This window comes from Pseudomonas sp. p50(2008) (genome assembly GCF_015351605.1).
In the GTDB taxonomy this organism is placed as follows: Bacteria; Pseudomonadota; Gammaproteobacteria; order Pseudomonadales; family Pseudomonadaceae; genus Aquipseudomonas.
The window spans coordinates 56,197-72,651 of sequence record NZ_JACMYF010000006.1; the positions used below are offsets into that span (position 1 = coordinate 56,197).

A 16,455-nucleotide genomic window follows, 5' to 3' on the forward strand; every position below is an offset into this window, starting at 1 on the left:
GCATGAAACAGCAACCTTATCTGTGGACGGTGGACCTGCCTCGCGGCCCCCGTGGCTGGTTGTCCACGGGCGCAATCGTGCTGGCGGTGATTCTGACCCTGCACTGGAGCGCCACCGGCGCGCAATTAAGCGTCGGGGAACTCGCGGCCGGATTGCCACAAATTGGTGATTTCCTGGCACGCACCGTGCCACCCGACCTGAGCATTCTTCCCCGCCTGTTGGCGCCCGCCGTGGAGACCCTGCAGATCGCCATTTGGGGCACATTGCTCGGTGTGTTGATGGCCATTCCGCTGTCGTTTCTCGCGGCCCGCAACCTGAGCAGAAACCGGCTGGTCTTCCATACAACCCGGCAATTTCTGAATTTCACTCGCAGCATCAATGAACTGATTCTGGCCCTGATTTTTGTCTCGGCAGTAGGCCTTGGGCCTTTCCCCGGCGTGCTGGCGCTGGCGTTGCATGGCGTGGGCATGCTCGGAAAATTCTTTGCCGAGAGCATCGAAGAGATCGACCAAGGCCCGATCGAAGCGCTTCAGGCGACCGGTGCACGGCCATTGCAGGTCATCGTTTTTGGGGTTCTGCCGCAGGTCATCACCGCCTGGATTGCAGTGGTGCTGTACCGCTTCGAAGTCAATTTACGTTCGGCAACGGTACTCGGCATGGTCGGTGCCGGCGGGCTCGGATTCGAGCTGGTGAGCAGCCTGAAGCTTTTCAAGTATCAGGAAACGGCCACCTGCATCATCGTCATCACGCTCATGGTGATTGTCGCTGACGCAGTGTCGGGGCGATTGCGCAACGCGATCCAGCGTGGCGCTCACAGCTGAACACTTGCCCGGCAAACACGCACATTGAATCCAGTATCGGCTCAGCCGATTAACGCCTGCGAATTATCGATTTGAGCTGTTGTTGAAGCGCCCCGAGTATGGGGCCACTTCCAACAACAAAAACCAAGGACCCGCCATGATCGCCCGATTCCACAATCCAGTTGATACCCGATTCGGCTGGGGCAGCCTGCATCAACTTGCCGACATCACTGAACACCAGACAGTCGCCCTTGTGACCTTCCCCGAAGCGCGTGGGCTGGGTTTGGTCGATCGCATCCAGGACCTGCTGGGCGACCGCCTGGTGTATGTGATCGAAGATGTCCAGCCTAACCCTGACGTGGCCCAGCTGCGTGATACCTATGAACGTTTCTGGCAGGAAGCCGGCGACTGCCACGCGGTCATCGCCGTCGGTGGCGGCAGTGCCATCGATACCGCCAAGGCGTTGATCGTGGGCACTGAGTCGGGGCACTTTGATGAGTTGCTCGCGTTGCTGGCCACCGGCAAACCCTTCGTCCCGGCGCGCAGCAAAATACTGATCGCGGCGCCTACTACGGCGGGTACCGGCAGCGAAGTGACACCTTGGGCGACGATCTGGGATTCGGCCAGCCACAAAAAATACTCGCTGCACCTTGATTGCACCTGGCCCACAGTCGCGATTGTCGACCCGCAGCTGATGCTGACCGTGCCTGGCGGCGTCACCGTCTCTACCGGGCTGGATGCCTTGTCGCATGCGCTGGAATCGGTCTGGAACATCAATGCCAATCCGGTTTCGGACACCTTCGCCATCTCCGCCATTGCGGACATCCTCGAATGCCTGCCGCTCCTGCGTCGTGATCTGTCCAACAAGGAGCTGCGTTCTCGCATGGCTTTGGCCGCCCTCAAGGCAGGCTTGGCGTTTTCCAACACCAAGACCGCCCTCGCCCACTCCATCTCCTACGAGATGACGCTGCATTACGGCCTGCCGCACGGCATCGCCTGCTCCTTCACATTGCCGCTGGTGCTGGGCCTGGCCTGGGGTCACGACGCTGCACGCGACCGCACCCTGCAACGAATCTTCGGTGACAACCTGGACAAAGCCCAGGATCAGCTGCGTGAATTCCTGCACAGCCTGGGCGTGAAAACCGAGTTTTCCGACTATGGCGTAACGGCAGAGCAAGCCGAGCAAATGATTCTCTTCGCCATGCAAGGTGCTCGGGGCAAAAACTTTATCGGCTCTAAAGCCGCGTAGAGCCCACCCGGCACCGAACACCCGACAAGCACTGTCAGCGGCATGACGAGCCGCGACGATTTCCTGCACCCCTCAGAAAAGAGTGCATCCGCCGACACCAATAGGTGAGAGCGAACAATAATAAGGAAAAGATCATGAATCGTGCTCAAACCATGCCTGCTCTCGCTGAACGCACCGCCTCATTCCGAGTCGCTCAATGGCGCATGTTGCTGGCGGCGATGTTCTGCTATCTGTTTTTCTACACCGGTCGGCAAACCTTCGGCTTCGCCATTCCGGGCATTCAGGCCGAATTCGGTTTTACCAAGGAACACCTCGGATGGGCATCGGCCGCCATGCTGTGGGCGTATGCCATCGGTCAGGCCATCAACGGTAACCTGGCCGATAAATATGGCGGTCGCCGCATCATGACCGCCGGTGCCGTGTTGTCCTGCGCCGCCAACTGGGTGACCAGCTTCGCCAGCAATTTCGCCGCACTGATCCTGCCCTGGGGCATCAACGGTTATTTCCAGGCATTGGGGTGGGCACCGGGCAGTCGACTGATCTCCAACTGGTGGAGTGCCGGTGAGCGCGGCAAGGTGTATGGCTTGTATGTGTTCGCCGCCGGGTGCGCCTCGGTCCTGTCCTATGTGACCTCGATCGTAGTGCTCGAGGTGATGCACCTGGAGTGGCGCTGGATCTTTCGGCTGCCCGTGCTGTTGATGCTGGCGGGCGGGATCATCTTCTATCTGGTGGCACGGGAACGTCCGCAGGACATGGGCTTCGAGCCACCCGCAGACACCGGGGTCGCTAACGCCGATGACAAGAACCACGAAGTGGCCCATGGCGAAGTCGAGACCTCTGCCCAACGCTACAAAGCCGTCCTGAAAAACTTCCGCCTGATCATTGCCGCGGTGTCCCTGGGTTTCCAGAACGCCGCTCGCTATGGCCTGATCGTCTGGGTACCGGTGCACTTTCTGGGTGCCGACTGGAAGACCGGCGACAGCATGATCGATCCGAAGTGGATCACCGTTGCCCTGCCGGTCGGCATGGCCATCGGCGCGCTGAGCAATGGCTGGATTTCGGACAAGCTGTTCGGCTCCAAACGCTACCTGGCAATCATGCTCTACATGGTGCTTGGCGCCGCCACTAGCCTGTGGATGTGGACCCTTGCACCGCACAGCGCCACTGGACTTATCGCGTTGTTCCTCTGCGGCTTCTTTGTCTATGGCCCGGCATCGAGTTTCTGGGCGCTCTGCCCTGACCTGGTCGGAGCCAAGCGTGCCGGCACGGCAACTGGCGTGATGAACTTTTCGTCCTATCTGTTCGCCGGCCTGGCGGAACCCCTGATCGGCAGTATGCTCGACAGTACGGGCAATACGTCGTTGATCTTCGTCGTGGTCACGACCGCCTGCCTTTGCAGCGCAGTGGTCGCGCTGTTCATCCGGCGTTGAGCACAGGTTTGCGGCTCAGGAACAGGAACTTTTATGTACCAGTACCACAAGTGGCTACGTTCTTTTCATGCGGTAGCGAAGACCGGCAGTTTCACCCTCGCCGCCGAGTACCTGAGCGTCGGCCAGCCGACAGTCAGCGAGCAGGTCAACGCGCTGGAAAAGAAATTTTCCGTAGAACTGTTCCACCGTCGCGGCCGCTATATCGAAATGAGTTCGGCGGGCCACAAGCTGTATGCGATCACCCAGGGCCTGTTCGGCCAAGAGGATGAAGCCGTGCAACTTTTACAAAGCTTCAAGCTACGCAAGACAGGCATGTTGCGCTTGGGGGCCGTGTCCCCGCCCATCGCCATGAACCTGACGTATGAACTGATGCAGCGCCACCCCGACATCGAACTCGAGACCTCGTTTTCACCTGAAAAGGAGACGCTGGACCGGCTCTTCAACTTCGACATTGATGTGGCAATTCTGGCGTTGTCCGAATTTGATGAGCGTTTTGATACGCAGCTTTATCGGCGCTACCCGATCATTGCCGTCGTGCGCGAAGACCACCCCTGGGCCAGTCAGAAAGAGGTGCACGTCGAGCAGATCAGCAACGAGAAATGGGTGCTTCGGGAGAAAAGCTCACGCACTCGTCAGCTGGTGGAAGAAAGCTGCAAGCGCCTCGACGTTTCGCTCAACTGCGTGATGCAGTTGAACAGCCGCGAAGCCATCGTGCACGCCATCGCCAAGGGCATCGGCATCGGGTTTGTCTCTGCCGTCGAGTACACCGAAACCCCCGGTACAAAACCGATCACGTTTGTAAATCACCCGCTTTCCATCGACTACCACCTGTGCTGCCTCGGTATTCGCAGAAACCGGCCAATGATTTCGGAGTTGTTCGACGCGGGTTCAACCGTCGTTATTTGATTCTGTAAGGCACTTCAGCACTCGATACGCCTACTTCTCACTGTTGAGAGGGACGGCCTTCCCCTACCCAAACGTGGAGATTCACCATGCATTACCAACAACCTGCACAACTGCAAGCCGTGGTCCTGGACTGGGCAGGCACCGTCGTCGATTTCGGTTCCTTCGCCCCTACGCAAATCTTCGTCGAAGCCTTCGCTGAGTTTGGCGTCGCGGTTTCGCTTGAGGAAGCGCGCGGCCCCATGGGCATGGGTAAGTGGGACCACATCCGCACGCTGTGCAACCAGCCACAGATCGCCGAACGCTACCGCGCGGCGTTTGATCGCCTGCCGACCGATGAAGACGTCACCGCACTGTATGAACGATTCATGCCGCTGCAAATCGAGAAGATCGCGCTGCATTCGGCGCTGATTCCCGGTGCTTTGAACACCATCGATGCGCTGCGCGAACAGGGTTTGAAAATCGGTTCCTGCTCGGGTTATCCGGCGGTCGTCATGGAAAAAGTGGTGGAACTGGCGCGCCACAATGGCTACGTCGCCGACCACGTGGTAGCGACCGACGAAGTGCCTAATGGCCGCCCACACCCGGCCCAGGCCCTGGATAACGTGATCGCCCTGGGCATCAGCGACGTCGCCGCTTGCGTCAAGGTCGATGACACCTGGCCCGGCATCCTCGAAGGCCGCAGCGCCGGCATGTGGACCGTGGCGCTGACGTGCTCGGGCAATGCCCTGGGTTTAACCTACGAACAGTACAAGGCATTGCCCGCCGACCAACTGGCAGAAGAACGCAACCGCATCATCAAGATGTTCGAAGGCGCTCGCCCGCACTACCTGATCGACACCATCGTCGATTTACCGGCGGTCATCGAAGACATCAACTCGCGTCTGGCGCGCGGTGAAACCCCTCAAGGTTCCTGAGCCTGCCAGGGCAATGACAGTGGCCGTCCCGGCGGACGGCCACGACTCAAAACCTGTCGCCAGCCCCTCAATTCCCACGGTAAGTGGAAAAGCCATACGGGCTAAGCAGCAACGGAATGTGGTAGTGCGGGACCGTGCCGTCTACTTCGAAAATGACCGGGACTTCCGGAAAGAAGCTGGCGATCTTGTGGGCGGTGAACCACTCACCGGTTTTGAACGTAACGCGGTAAATGCCTTTCTCCAGCGCCCTGCCCTCTGGATAGAACGCCGGGATACGGCCTTGCTCGTTGGTGGATGCGGTATTGAGCATCTCCCAGCCCTGGCCATTCTTCTTTTCCAGGGTCACGTTAACGTCCGGGGATGGCAGTCCGTCCTGCAGGTTCAGCACGTGAACGCTCAGGGGATTGGCCGCTGCCGATGCCAGCGAGGACAGAACGCTCAATACGGCGCCTGCAAAAAACAACTTCAATACGTTCATGTTCATCTCTTCAGTGAGTGGTCGGTAGGATTTTTGCAATGGCGGCCAGTGCGCAGCCTTCGTCGAATGCAGCTCCGCCGGCACCCGCGACACCGAGCGCGCCGATAACTTCTCCCTCGAACAGCAACGGCACACCGCCGCCGAGCAGCAGTAGCTCACTTACTGTGTTGAGGTTTTCGGCGTCCGCCGTACTGCGGGCACGCTCGGCCAGTAGCCGGGTGGGCGTCTTGGTCGACAGGGCGGTATAGGCCTTGCGTTGTGCCGCCAGGGTGTTGTGCGGGCCGACGTTGTCGTCGCGTTGCAGGGCGACCAGATTGCCGCCACGGTCGACGACCGCCACCACACCTGTTCTCCCCTGCGCATGGCAGGCCGACAACGCCGCATTGGCCAGATTATTGGCCGTCGCCAGCGTGACATCCTTGCGCTGCGCAACCTGAGCATCGGTGGCCGCAACGGCAAACGTAGAGCTCATCGCCAATGCGAGCAGCCATGGGGTTGATCCGGTGATACGCATGTTTTTTCCCTTGTCTGAGCCTGACTGGCCAACAGGCCGGGATAATGAACCGCTTGTTCCGTCAGAATGATTGCCTGCGGATTACCAATTTGTAATGTGCAAACACGGCAGATCGGCCTAGCCTGTATCCCGGTTCCGGAGGAAAAAATGCGTATCCTTGTCGTTGAAGATGAAGCGAAAACTGCCGACTATCTGCACAAAGCGTTGAGTGAGTCCGGCTATGGGGTGGAGATCGCCCTGAATGGTGTGGATGGCCAGCATCTGGTACAGGAAAGTGAATACGACCTGATCATTCTTGACGTGATGCTGCCTGGCCTGGACGGTTGGCAATTGCTGCAGATCATCCGGCGCAAATGGCAGACGCCGGTGTTGTTTCTCACCGCTCGCGATGCCATCGATGATCGGGTCAAGGGGCTTGAACTGGGCGCCGATGATTACCTGGTCAAACCCTTCTCCTACGCAGAGCTCCTGGCCCGCGTGCGTACCTTGCTGCGCCGGGGTCCGCCTCGGGAGGTCGAGCAGTTTCAGGTGGCCGATCTGAGTCTGGATCTGTTGCGGCGCAAGGTCACTCGCAACGGCCAGCGCCTCACCCTGACCAACAAAGAATTTGCACTGCTGCATCTGCTGCTCAATCGCGAGGGAGAGGTGCTCTCGCGCTCGCTGATCGCCTCGCAGATTTGGCAGATGAACTTCGACAGCGACACCAACGTGGTGGACGTGGCCATCCGCCGACTGCGGGCCAAGGTCGACGACCCTTTCCAGCTCAAGCTGATCCATACCGTTCGCGGTATTGGCTACCTGCTTGAGGTGCAATCTTGAAACTAATGCCCCGCGCCCTGAGTCTGCGCCTGGCCGCCATGTTCGCCCTGGTCAGCATGTTGTTGATGGGCGCTATCGGGTTCTACCTTTATCAATCGTTGCAGCGCGAAATTGCATGGCGCGATGACCAGGCTTTGCTCGGACGCTTGCAACGCATGCAAGCGTTGATCAGCGACAGCGACAGTATCGAAGCGCTGCGCGGCCGGCCCAAGCTCTACGAAAACATGCTGGGCAATCGTGACAACCTGCTGTGGATTGTCGATGACGCTGGCAAGGTGTTGATCGAAATCAACCCTGCCCATTTGCCCCTGCCCTCCTTGCAGGCGGCCCCTGTGGCGCAACTGGGTGACGGTCCCTACGCTGAGCCCGTCCGGCTTGCCTGGCTGAATGTGGTCAACGGCGACCGCCCTCTGACCCTGATTGCCGCCAAGCTGCTGAGTGAGCGAGAACAGATGCTTGGCGCTTACCGACTCAAACTTTGGCTGGCCCTGTCCGTCGGCGCCCTGCTCGCCTTTGCGCTCGGTGGCTGGGTGAGTCAGCGCGGCTTGCGCCCGGTGCGCCAACTGGCTGCGCGGGCGGCTGGTATTGATGTTCAGCATCTGCATCTGCGGCTGGATGACTTCAATGAAGTGAGCGAGCTGCGAGTGCTCAGCAAAGCCCTCAATCAGATGCTGGCGCGCCTGGAAGACGGGTTTGCCCAGCTCTCCCGCTTCTCGGAAGACCTTGCCCATGAGATGCGCACGCCGTTGAGCAACCTGATGGGGCATACCCAACAGACCCTCAGGCACGGTCGCACGATTGAGGAGTATCAGAACCTGCTGGTGTCCAATCAGGAAGAGTACGAACGTCTGGCGCGGATGATCGACAGCATGTTGTTTCTCGCACGTACCGAGCAGTCGCATATTTCGATCAAGCCCGAACAGTTCGACCTGCACGATCTCAGCACGCAGTTGTGCGACTACTTCGAAGGCGTGGCGCAGGAGCGCGACATTCAGATTATCGACCACACCTGTGGTGAGTTGATGGCCGATCCGATCCTGGTCCGCCGAGCAATGGCCAACCTGCTTGCCAACGCCCTGCGCCATGCTACACCCGGTACTGAAGTGACCCTTGCAAGCGTCACATGGGAAGACCGGCTCGAGCTCAGCGTGCACAACCAGGGCGAGCCGATTGCCCCGCAACACCTGCCGCGTTTGTTCGAGCGCTTTTACCGGTGTGATCCATCGCGTAATCAACCGGACGATTCCGGTGGCCTGGGCCTGGCAATCGTCCGCTCGATCATGCACATACACGGTGGCGGCGTGAGCGTTGACAGCGCTGAAAGTGGCACTCGCTTTTGCCTGGAATTTCCGCTGAAAAAAGGCTCGTCCGGATCTTAGGCACCTGCAGGAAACCCGGCGCCCTCAATGTGATAAACCATCGGCTCACTGGAAAAATAATCCTCCAGTCCCATCATAAACAGCCGATGGTCTTCACTCGCTTCGAAGCCCGGTGTGTGATCCTCGAGTGATTGCCATTGCACGATCAGGTTGAATTGCTCGGGCGTTTCGATCCCTTGCGCGAGCATGTGGCCGCCGTAACCCTTTGCGCGGCAGAGCAGCGGCGCGACCTCGGCAAATGCCCGTCTGAAGGCTTCAATGTGTTCTTTGTGAACGGGGAGCAGCGCGATTTCATAAATCATGGCGTTCCTTGAATTCAGGTTTAACGATTGAAAAAACACAGGGTCGAGGTGAGCCTAGGGCGCGATTGAAATCGCGATCTTCCCCTGGATACCGTTGTTGGGAGTCTCCAGCCGGGCATGGGCGAGCGGAATATCGGCAAGCGAATAGACCGCGCCAACGTGTGGCCGCAACTGACCGCGCTCAATCAACGCGCTCAACTCATCCAGCTTGCCGCGGTTCTGTCGGGTGAACACGAAGTGATAACTCGCGTTCTTGCCCCAGGCCTGAACGACGTTTTGTGGCTGTGCGATGTCCACAATCGAGACCACGCGGCCCAGTTGTGCGAGCACGTCGGGGCTGCGCGACAACGTGTTGCCGCCAATGGTGTCGAACACCACATTGACGCCGTGGCCACCGGTCTCCCGATTGATGGCGTCGACATAATCTTCCTTCTCATAGTCGATGATCACGTCAGCACCTAACCCTCGTACGAACTCGGCGTTCGCGTCGCGCACGGTCGTGAACACCCTGGCGCCCATGGCTTTGGCCAGCTGGATCGCCACATGACCGACGCCTCCCGCGCCGCCGTGCACCAGGATGCTCTCCCCTACCCTGAGCGCCGCTCGCACGACCAATGCTTCCCACGCCGTCCCGCCCACCAGGGTCAGGCTCGCCGCATCGAGATGGCTCAGCGAAGGGGGCTTCTTCCCGACAATGCTTTGGTCAGCAACGTGGTACTCGGCATAGCTCCCCGGGCCGTCGAATATTTGCGGGGTGTACCAGACTTCGTCGCCTGGAACGAAACTCGTCACACCCGGGCCGACGGCTTCGACAACGCCCGAGACGTCATGCCCGGTAATGGCCGGCAGTTGCACCAGGTCAGGGTAATCGCCTCGTCGAACCTGGAAATCCAAAGGATTGATGGAGGTGGCGTGGACCCGCACCAGGACTTGTCCCGCGTGAGGTACTGGTTTTGGCACGTCGCGCAGTTCGAACGATTCCGGGCCACCAAATGATGTAAGTATCAGCGCTTTCATTGTGCATCCTCGTTTCGACAAAAAGGGATATCGAGATTTTTCGATATACCAGGGTAAAAAAACGGGCCGTTCTTTCCCTATGGTTTCAGCATCTTGTGCGTCCTTGTTTCGATAAAACGGGATATCGGGATTTACCGATTTATTAGCGTAAAAAATTACAGCTCCTTCCCGATGATCTCGGCAAGCAAACGGATGGTCGCTTCATTGCGCTTGTAGTACGTCCACTGACCGATGCGCCTGACTTCGACCAGGCCCGCTCGTTGCAGGGTCGCCAGATAGTCAGACACCGTCGACTGCGACAGCCCGACGCCTTCCTGAATACTGCTGACGCAGACGCCCACCGTATGAACGTCACCTTCGTCCTGAGGAGGAAAGTGCTTCACGGGGTCCTTCAAACCTTTGAGGATTTCAAGTCGCGTACGGTTTGAGAGGGCTTTGAATATTTCGAGTAATTCCATGGGGCGATAATATCGAGATTTACCGATATGTCAATGCGGAAAATCAAGCTACGCGACGAACAACATGCGGGGTCGCATGACGCCGAGCCGGTAGCGACCGGATTGACGCGCGCGCCTAAAAGTTATCCCGGCCTCACCTTTGGCTATAGCCATAAGTTTTTTTCAGAAGGCAGAACGCCGGATGCGCCCTAGGATGCCAACGCAATTGTCCTCGGACAGTTACCCAGTGATGAGCCGTGTGGCGACAGTCCCGGCCTTCCTTGCACAGCATGTTCAGGCGGAGAGCCTTATGAATAAAACAACAAAAGGCGCAGGGGATTTTCGCCCTCATGCCCTGGCACTGGCGGGTGCCCTTTTCGCACTACCGGCACAGGCCGCCAGCTTCAATATCGGGGAAATCGAGGGGCGTTTCGACTCGTCACTGTCCATCGGGTCCAGTTGGGCCATGGACGACGCCGACGCGAAGTTCATCGGCAAAGCCAACGGCGGTCGCGCGTCCACACGCACGAGTGACGACGGTCGCCTCAACTTCAAAAAGGGCGAGACGTTCTCGAAGATCTTCAAGGGCGTACATGACCTGCAGCTGAGCTATGGCGAAACCGGCGTGTTCCTGCGCGGCAAGTACTGGTACGACTTCGAGCTCAAAGATGAGCACCGTCCGCTGTACGACATCGATGACAGCGGACGTGACCGTGCGGCCAAGGGATCAGGATTCGAATTGCTGGATGCCTTCGTTTACCACAACTACTTGTTGGGCGATTTGCCCGGCAGTGTGCGCGCCGGCAAACAGGTGGTGAGCTGGGGCGAGAGCACCTTTATCGGCAACAGCATCAACGCGATCAACCCCGCCGACGCGGCCTCGCTGCGCCGTCCCGGTTCGGAGATCAAGGAAGGCCTGATCCCGGTGAATATGCTGTACGTCACCCAGAGCCTGACGGAAAACCTGTCGGTGGAAGCCTTCTACCAACTGGAATGGGAAAAGACCGTTCTCGATAACTGCGGCACCTTCTTCGGCGGCGATACCGCGCCCAAGGGCTGCGACTACGGTATGACCACAAACGGCAGCGACTTTGACCGCGATGGCCCCGCGTATGGCTGGGTACCCCGTGGCGCGGATCAGGACGCTCGTGACAGTGGCCAGTTCGGCGTGGCGCTGCGCTGGATGGTGCCGGAGCTCAACGACACCGAGTTCGGTTTCTATGCCCTGAACTATCACAGCCGCACACCGGAAAGCATGTGGACCGCCAGCAATGCCACCGGCGTCGGTGCCATTCTTGGCGCCCCGGGCCCTTCCACCGCCAGCTACTACCTGAAGTACCCGGAAGATATCCGTCTGTTCGGCATCAGCTTCGCCACCACCACCCCCGACGGCACCGCGTTGTCCGGTGAGATCAGCCACCGGCCAAACATGCCAATGGCACTCAACGGCACCGATACTTCCACAGCGGCGAGCATCGGCCAGCTCTACACCTTGGGCAACATGAACGGCCTGGCCATCTTTGACACCGACTGGGCAGACAACCGCTATAGCAGCCTGGTCCAGGGTTACAAGCGCATGCCTTTCACCCAGGCCCAGATCAGTGGTGTACACACATTCGATCAGGTGCTGGGGAGCGACCGTCTGACGCTGATCGGCGAAGTCGGCTACAGCCATATCGGCAACCTCGGTTCGGCCGACGGCTCTGACCTGCGTTTCGGTCGCAGCAGCGTCTACGGCATGGGTGCGCTGCCCTCTTCTGCCTCTGCCAGCCTCCCCGGCGTTGGCACGATACGCGGCGAAAGTCTGTGCAAGGCCGTGCTCAATTCCGCCAATCCCGACCAGTGCACCGACAAGGGGTTCTACACCCAGAACTCCTGGGGCTACCGGCTGCGCGCCGTGCTGGATTTCAACAACGCCATCGCCGGCATCAACCTCAAGCCGAACCTGGCGTTCGCCCATGACGTCGAGGGCTACGGCCCGACTTTCACCGAGGGCAACAAGTCGGTAAGCGTGGGTCTGGATGCCGACTACCTGTCCAAGTACACCGCGAGCCTGAGCTACACCGACTATTTCGGTGGTGACTTCAACACGAACACTGACCGCGATTTCCTCGCCTTAAGTGCCGGCATGAATTTCTGAGGGGTATGCACATGATGTTTTTCCTTTCCAAGACCCAACGCCTGAGTGCCGGCAGTCTGTGCCTGGGCCTGCTGCTGACCCATCAGGCACTGGCGGCAGTCCCGCAAGAGCAGATCGCCCGACTGGGCAAGGACCTGACGCCCATCGGTGCGGAGCGGGCCGGCAATGCCGATGGCAGTATTCCTGCGTGGACCGGCGGCATCGGCCCGGACGCCGGCCGGCGTGACGCCAGCGGTTTCCTCAGTGATCCCTTTGCTGCAGACAAACCGCTGTTCACCATCACCGCCGCCAACGTTGCGCAATACCAGGACAAGCTGACCCCCGGCCAGCTCGCCCTCTTCAAGCGCTATCCGGATACCTACCGCATCCCGGTCTATCCGACCCGGCGTTCGGTCAGCCTGCCCCAGGATTTTCTCGACACCAGCCGCCTCAACGCCGCCAACACTCAACTGGCTGAAGGCGGTAACGGTCTGCAGAATTTCCGCAGCGGCGGACTGCCTTTTGCCGTACCGCAGAACGGTATGGAAGTGATCTGGAACCACATCGGTCGCTACCGCGGCCTGGCCTTCGAGCGGATGGTCGTGCAGGCGTCGCCGCAAACCAATGGCAGCTTTACCCCGAGCCAGATCAAGCAGCAACTGGCCTACCCCGCCGGCCTGACTGACTACTCCCCACAGGAGATGGCCAACGTCCTCTACTTCTACCGCGAAGAGTTCCTCTCCCCGGCGCGCATGGCCGGTGGGGTGTTGCTGGTGCACGAGACCATCAATCAGGTCAGCGAACCGCGTATGGCCTGGCAGTACAACGCCGGTCAACGCCGTGTACGCCGCGCGCCGCAGATTGCGTATGACAGCCCGGGCGCCGAAGGCATGCGGACCATGGACGACTTCGACATGTTCAATGGCTCGCCGGATCGCTTCGATTGGGAGTTGGTGGGCAAGAAGGAAATGTACATCCCCTACAACAGCAACAAGATGGGTTCGCCTACGTTGAAGTACAGCGACATCATCCAGGCGGGTCACCTCAACCCCGAGCATGCACGCTACGAGCTGCACCGGGTCTGGCATGTCAGGGGCACGCTCAAGGAAGGCCAGCGCCACATCTATTCGCGTCGGGATCTGTTCATCGACGAGGACAGCTGGCAAGCCGCCGAAGCGGATGCCTATGACGGCCGCGGGCAGTTGTGGCGCGTCTCTGAAGGGCACGGCATTTTCTTCTATGACCAGAAGATCCCGCAGTTCAGCGCCGAAACCCACTACGACGTTCTGTCCGGTCGATACGCGGTGGGTGCGCTGTACAACGAACAGCAAAATGCCTACCAGTTCGGCATGCCCTACAGCCGCAAACAGTTCACCCCCAATGCCTTGCGCGCTGCGGGTATTCGTTGATCAAACCCCCTTCGCGCTCCACCCTTTGCGGCGGTCTTTTGACCGCCGCTTTTTTTACCTGGCCACTCTTCGATAACCCTCACCGAAGTCACATTGCCACCACTCTGTGGGGTTTTTCCTTTAGATTCCGTCTTTTACCTTGAGCAGACGAGGCTTTTGCCATGAAGTTTCACCAACTGCGCGCCATCGTCGCCATCTGTGAAAGCGGCAGCATCCAGGAAGCTTCGCGCCAGCTGCATATTTCTCAACCCGCGCTTTCCAAGGCGATAAAGGAGCTTGAGGCCGAGCTCGGCGTGCCGCTGCTGGTGCGTTCCAACCGCGGCATCACGGTCACCGAGTACGGCGAACGCCTGGTGAAACGCGCGCGCATGGTCCTCGAAGAAGTACGCCGCGCACGCGAAGAGATCGACACGCTTAAAGGCGTGATGGATGGCAAGCTCGCGATCGGCGTGTCTTCGGTCACACCTAGCCATCAGTTTGTGACCAGCCTCAACCGCTACCGCAAACGCTTCCCCAAGGTTCAGGTGCAGATTATTGAACTGCGGCCCTCCAAGCTGTTGGAAGGACTGCGTGAAGGACAACTTGATCTGGTGCTGACGTCCCTGCCGGAAGCCCGCAGCTCGGACGGTTTTCACTGGGTCGCGCTGTATGAACAAGCCACGGTACTGGCCGTGCGTAAAGATCACCCGATGCGTCTCGCCCGCTCGTTGAGCGAACTGAAAGGTCAGGACTGGTTGCTGCAGGAGTCACTGGAGCAATCGAAGGTTGGCCAGATGCTCAACGAGCACGGCATCGTCTTGCCGGAAAACGTCATCGAATGCGCCTCGGTGGTGTTGTACGCAGAGCTCGCCGCCAGCAGCGACGCGATCAGCTACTGGTCGATCCGCGTGCTGGAAATGGCCCAGAGCCTGCTGAATCTTGAACGCCTGCAGATTGCCGAATCGCTTCCCTCGATGAACATCTCTCTGGGCTGCCGAGATCAGGAACTGATGACCCGCGAAGCCAAGGCGATGGCCGATGAACTGGTGTACGCCTACACCAACCCGCATGCGTGCGGCAGTCATGGACTGTTTAGCGGCTGACGCCGGCATCGGCGCCAGCGTGCAATTGCTCGCCGCCAAGGCGGTACCCAGCCGCTTCACGCAGGTGCATAACCAAACCCGATACACATGCACAGAGGTGATTATTCATCGCTCGGTGCCTGCGGCATGCTGCAACCCACTTAACGTGTTTACCTTTGCGAGGCTTGAGCCCATGCAGCCCCCTTCCAACACACATCGCACCCTGATCGTCGTGATGCTCATGGCGGTGATGGTCATCAGCGTATTGGACAAGACCATCTTCGCTTTCGCCGGGCCGCAGATCATCGATGAACTGCAGTTATCGCCGGAGCAGTTCGGCTTTATCGGCAGTGCGTTCTTTTTCCTCTACTCGGTCTCTGGCGTGCTGGTGGGCTTTCTCGCCAACCGCCTGCCGAGTCGCTGGATTCTCTCCGGCATGTCGGTGGTCTGGATGGCCGCCCAGATCCTCACCGCCATCAGCACCAGTTTCTATGCCCTGGTCGCCAGCCGCATGCTTCTGGGGGCTGGCTGTGGCCCTGGCACGGCGGTGACTCAGCACGCGTGCTTCAAGTGGTTTTCACCGCGGGAGCGCGTGCAGCCTGCGGCGTGGATTCAGGTCGCGATCATGGTCGGCGCCATTGCGGGAGCACTGTCGCTACCCGTGCTGATCCAGCACACGGGCTGGCGTGTTGGCTATCTGATCCTGGCGGGCATCGGCCTGATCTGGCTGGTCATCTGGCTGTTGATCGGTCGCGAAGGACAGCATGACGATACGGTCGCCGAGGGCGGCAACGGGACCGTGCCTTACCGCCACTTGCTGCTCAACCGCACGTTTATCTTCATCACTTTGGCCGGCTTCTGCACTTACCTGCCCACTGCGCTGATCTACAGCTGGGTGCCGACTTACCTGCAAAAGGGCCTGCTGATGACGCCGATGCAATCCGGCTATGTGGTGATGGCGGCCACGGTCGGCGTGATCTTTCTCAACCTGGCGATCTCAAGCCTGTCGCAACGCGCGCTCAAACGCGGCGCCAGCATCCGCATGGCAATGGCCGTGCCGCCGGCAATCGCGTGCCTGATCGGCGGTGCAGCGCTGAGCCTGATGGGTTTTCTCGAGCAGGACTTGTACAGCACCATGGCCCTGTACCTGGTGGGCGGCGTCGTGGTGAACCTGGTGCCAGCCTTCGCCAACTCCATCGTCGCTTACATTGCCCCGCCCAAGCAGCGCGGCAGCATGCTGGCCATTCACATCGGCCTGATGACCACTGCCGGCATGCTCGCCCCGCACATGGTCGGCCAGACCATTGGCTGGGAAGGTGGCGATCTGGTCAAAGGCTTCGAACTCAGTATCGGCCTGTTCGGTATTGCCCTGCTGGTCGGCGGTCTGCTGGCGCTACGTCTGGTCGACCCCGAGCGCAGTCGCCAGGCGCTGACGTTGATCACCTCAAACGCTGCTTCGTCCCACCACGAACCGTCTGCCAGCCAGGCCTGAATCAGGAAACCGCGTTATGCATCAACGATGCCCCCTGTGCGCACGATGAACGCTAGCTAATTCGGCGGCCCGACAAGCGCACGGGCTCTCCTCCTTTTGTATTTCCCCGCCACCGGTGCAAGCAGCAAG

General features: G+C 59.6%; 16 protein-coding genes. 11 read left to right on the plus strand and 5 right to left on the minus strand.

What is annotated here, in order from left to right:
- Positions 1-2: 2 nt before the first annotated feature.
- The 5 genes from phnE (at position 3) to phnX (ending at position 5,299) form a co-directional block, all read left to right on the plus strand.
- Positions 3-821 (plus strand): phosphonate ABC transporter, permease protein PhnE, encoded by an 819-nt coding sequence (gene phnE, locus H7698_RS17480; protein ID WP_194692273.1) that lies wholly within the window; start codon positions 3-5, stop codon positions 819-821.
- 136 nt (positions 822-957) lie between these two features.
- Positions 958-2,049 carry an iron-containing alcohol dehydrogenase PsrA gene (gene psrA / locus H7698_RS17485; RefSeq protein ID WP_194692274.1) on the plus strand — a complete coding sequence of 364 codons (1,092 nt, stop codon included), beginning with the start codon at positions 958-960 and terminating at the stop codon, positions 2,047-2,049.
- A gap of 134 nt (positions 2,050-2,183) precedes the next feature.
- Complete coding sequence (locus H7698_RS17490) at positions 2,184-3,479, plus strand: MFS transporter (protein ID WP_194692275.1); 1,296 nt, start codon at positions 2,184-2,186, stop codon at positions 3,477-3,479.
- A gap of 33 nt (positions 3,480-3,512) precedes the next feature.
- Positions 3,513-4,385 carry a LysR substrate-binding domain-containing protein gene (locus H7698_RS17495; protein ID WP_194692276.1) on the plus strand — a complete coding sequence of 291 codons (873 nt, stop codon included), beginning with the start codon at positions 3,513-3,515 and terminating at the stop codon, positions 4,383-4,385.
- An 86-nt stretch (positions 4,386-4,471) separates the two neighbouring features.
- The gene (gene phnX / locus H7698_RS17500) at positions 4,472-5,299 is read left to right on the plus strand and encodes a phosphonoacetaldehyde hydrolase (protein ID WP_194692277.1); all 828 of its coding nucleotides are present in this window, start codon (positions 4,472-4,474) and stop codon (positions 5,297-5,299) included.
- 67 nt (positions 5,300-5,366) lie between these two features.
- On the opposite strand, the gene uraH is transcribed toward phnX, so the two are convergent.
- Positions 5,367-5,777 carry a hydroxyisourate hydrolase gene (uraH, locus tag H7698_RS17505; RefSeq protein ID WP_194692278.1) on the minus strand — a complete coding sequence of 137 codons (411 nt, stop codon included), beginning with the start codon at positions 5,775-5,777 and terminating at the stop codon, positions 5,367-5,369.
- 10 nt (positions 5,778-5,787) lie between these two features.
- Positions 5,788-6,291, minus strand: coding sequence for a GlcG/HbpS family heme-binding protein (locus H7698_RS17510; protein WP_194692279.1), 504 nt, complete (start codon positions 6,289-6,291; stop codon positions 5,788-5,790).
- 147 nt (positions 6,292-6,438) lie between these two features.
- Here H7698_RS17510 and H7698_RS17515 point away from each other — a divergent pair, with 147 nt between their 5' ends.
- Positions 6,439-7,110 carry a heavy metal response regulator transcription factor gene (locus tag H7698_RS17515; RefSeq protein ID WP_194692280.1) on the plus strand — a complete coding sequence of 224 codons (672 nt, stop codon included), beginning with the start codon at positions 6,439-6,441 and terminating at the stop codon, positions 7,108-7,110.
- Positions 7,107-8,489, plus strand: coding sequence for a heavy metal sensor histidine kinase (locus H7698_RS17520; protein ID WP_194692281.1), 1,383 nt, complete (start codon positions 7,107-7,109; stop codon positions 8,487-8,489). Before H7698_RS17515 ends, H7698_RS17520 begins: the two co-directional genes overlap by 4 nt.
- On the opposite strand, the gene H7698_RS17525 is transcribed toward H7698_RS17520, so the two are convergent.
- The 3 genes from H7698_RS17525 to H7698_RS17535 form a co-directional block, all read right to left on the minus strand.
- On the minus strand, positions 8,486-8,791 hold the full coding sequence (locus H7698_RS17525; protein WP_194692282.1) for an antibiotic biosynthesis monooxygenase family protein: 306 nt from the start codon (positions 8,789-8,791) through the stop codon (positions 8,486-8,488). The two genes, H7698_RS17520 and H7698_RS17525, sit on opposite strands and share 4 nt — an antisense overlap.
- A 54-nt stretch (positions 8,792-8,845) precedes the next feature.
- Positions 8,846-9,808, minus strand: coding sequence for a zinc-dependent alcohol dehydrogenase family protein (locus H7698_RS17530; protein WP_194692283.1), 963 nt, complete (start codon positions 9,806-9,808; stop codon positions 8,846-8,848).
- Positions 9,809-9,963: 155 nt separating this feature from the next.
- Complete coding sequence (locus tag H7698_RS17535) at positions 9,964-10,266, minus strand: ArsR/SmtB family transcription factor (RefSeq protein WP_162439784.1); 303 nt, start codon at positions 10,264-10,266, stop codon at positions 9,964-9,966.
- Between the two features lie 289 nt (positions 10,267-10,555).
- On the opposite strand from H7698_RS17535, the gene H7698_RS17540 reads away from it, so the two are divergent.
- From H7698_RS17540 to H7698_RS17555, 4 genes are all read left to right on the plus strand, one after another.
- Complete coding sequence (locus H7698_RS17540; RefSeq protein WP_194692284.1) at positions 10,556-12,385, plus strand: DUF1302 domain-containing protein; 1,830 nt, start codon at positions 10,556-10,558, stop codon at positions 12,383-12,385.
- An 11-nt stretch (positions 12,386-12,396) separates the two neighbouring features.
- Positions 12,397-13,773 (plus strand): DUF1329 domain-containing protein, encoded by a 1,377-nt coding sequence (locus H7698_RS17545; RefSeq protein ID WP_235992899.1) that lies wholly within the window; start codon positions 12,397-12,399, stop codon positions 13,771-13,773.
- A 161-nt stretch (positions 13,774-13,934) separates the two neighbouring features.
- On the plus strand, positions 13,935-14,855 hold the full coding sequence (locus H7698_RS17550; RefSeq protein ID WP_194692285.1) for a LysR family transcriptional regulator: 921 nt from the start codon (positions 13,935-13,937) through the stop codon (positions 14,853-14,855).
- Between the two features lie 172 nt (positions 14,856-15,027).
- Complete coding sequence (locus H7698_RS17555; protein ID WP_194692286.1) at positions 15,028-16,326, plus strand: MFS transporter; 1,299 nt, start codon at positions 15,028-15,030, stop codon at positions 16,324-16,326.
- Positions 16,327-16,455 lie beyond the last annotated feature (129 nt).

Coding starts and splice junctions, on each gene's coding strand:
- psrA (WP_194692274.1), top strand. CDS start 958: ATGATCGCCCGATTCCACAATCCAGTTGATACCCGATTCGGCTGGGGC.
- H7698_RS17545 (WP_235992899.1), top strand. CDS start 12,397: ATGATGTTTTTCCTTTCCAAGACCCAACGCCTGAGTGCCGGCAGTCTG.
- phnX (WP_194692277.1), top strand. CDS start 4,472: ATGCATTACCAACAACCTGCACAACTGCAAGCCGTGGTCCTGGACTGG.
- H7698_RS17515 (WP_194692280.1), top strand. CDS start 6,439: ATGCGTATCCTTGTCGTTGAAGATGAAGCGAAAACTGCCGACTATCTG.
- H7698_RS17555 (WP_194692286.1), top strand. CDS start 15,028: ATGCAGCCCCCTTCCAACACACATCGCACCCTGATCGTCGTGATGCTC.
- H7698_RS17495 (WP_194692276.1), top strand. CDS start 3,513: ATGTACCAGTACCACAAGTGGCTACGTTCTTTTCATGCGGTAGCGAAG.
- H7698_RS17540 (WP_194692284.1), top strand. CDS start 10,556: ATGAATAAAACAACAAAAGGCGCAGGGGATTTTCGCCCTCATGCCCTG.
- H7698_RS17530 (WP_194692283.1), bottom strand. CDS start 9,808: ATGAAAGCGCTGATACTTACATCATTTGGTGGCCCGGAATCGTTCGAA.
- H7698_RS17535 (WP_162439784.1), bottom strand. CDS start 10,266: ATGGAATTACTCGAAATATTCAAAGCCCTCTCAAACCGTACGCGACTT.
- H7698_RS17490 (WP_194692275.1), top strand. CDS start 2,184: ATGAATCGTGCTCAAACCATGCCTGCTCTCGCTGAACGCACCGCCTCA.
- uraH (WP_194692278.1), bottom strand. CDS start 5,777: ATGAACGTATTGAAGTTGTTTTTTGCAGGCGCCGTATTGAGCGTTCTG.
- H7698_RS17550 (WP_194692285.1), top strand. CDS start 13,935: ATGAAGTTTCACCAACTGCGCGCCATCGTCGCCATCTGTGAAAGCGGC.
- phnE (WP_194692273.1), top strand. CDS start 3: ATGAAACAGCAACCTTATCTGTGGACGGTGGACCTGCCTCGCGGCCCC.
- H7698_RS17510 (WP_194692279.1), bottom strand. CDS start 6,291: ATGCGTATCACCGGATCAACCCCATGGCTGCTCGCATTGGCGATGAGC.
- H7698_RS17525 (WP_194692282.1), bottom strand. CDS start 8,791: ATGATTTATGAAATCGCGCTGCTCCCCGTTCACAAAGAACACATTGAA.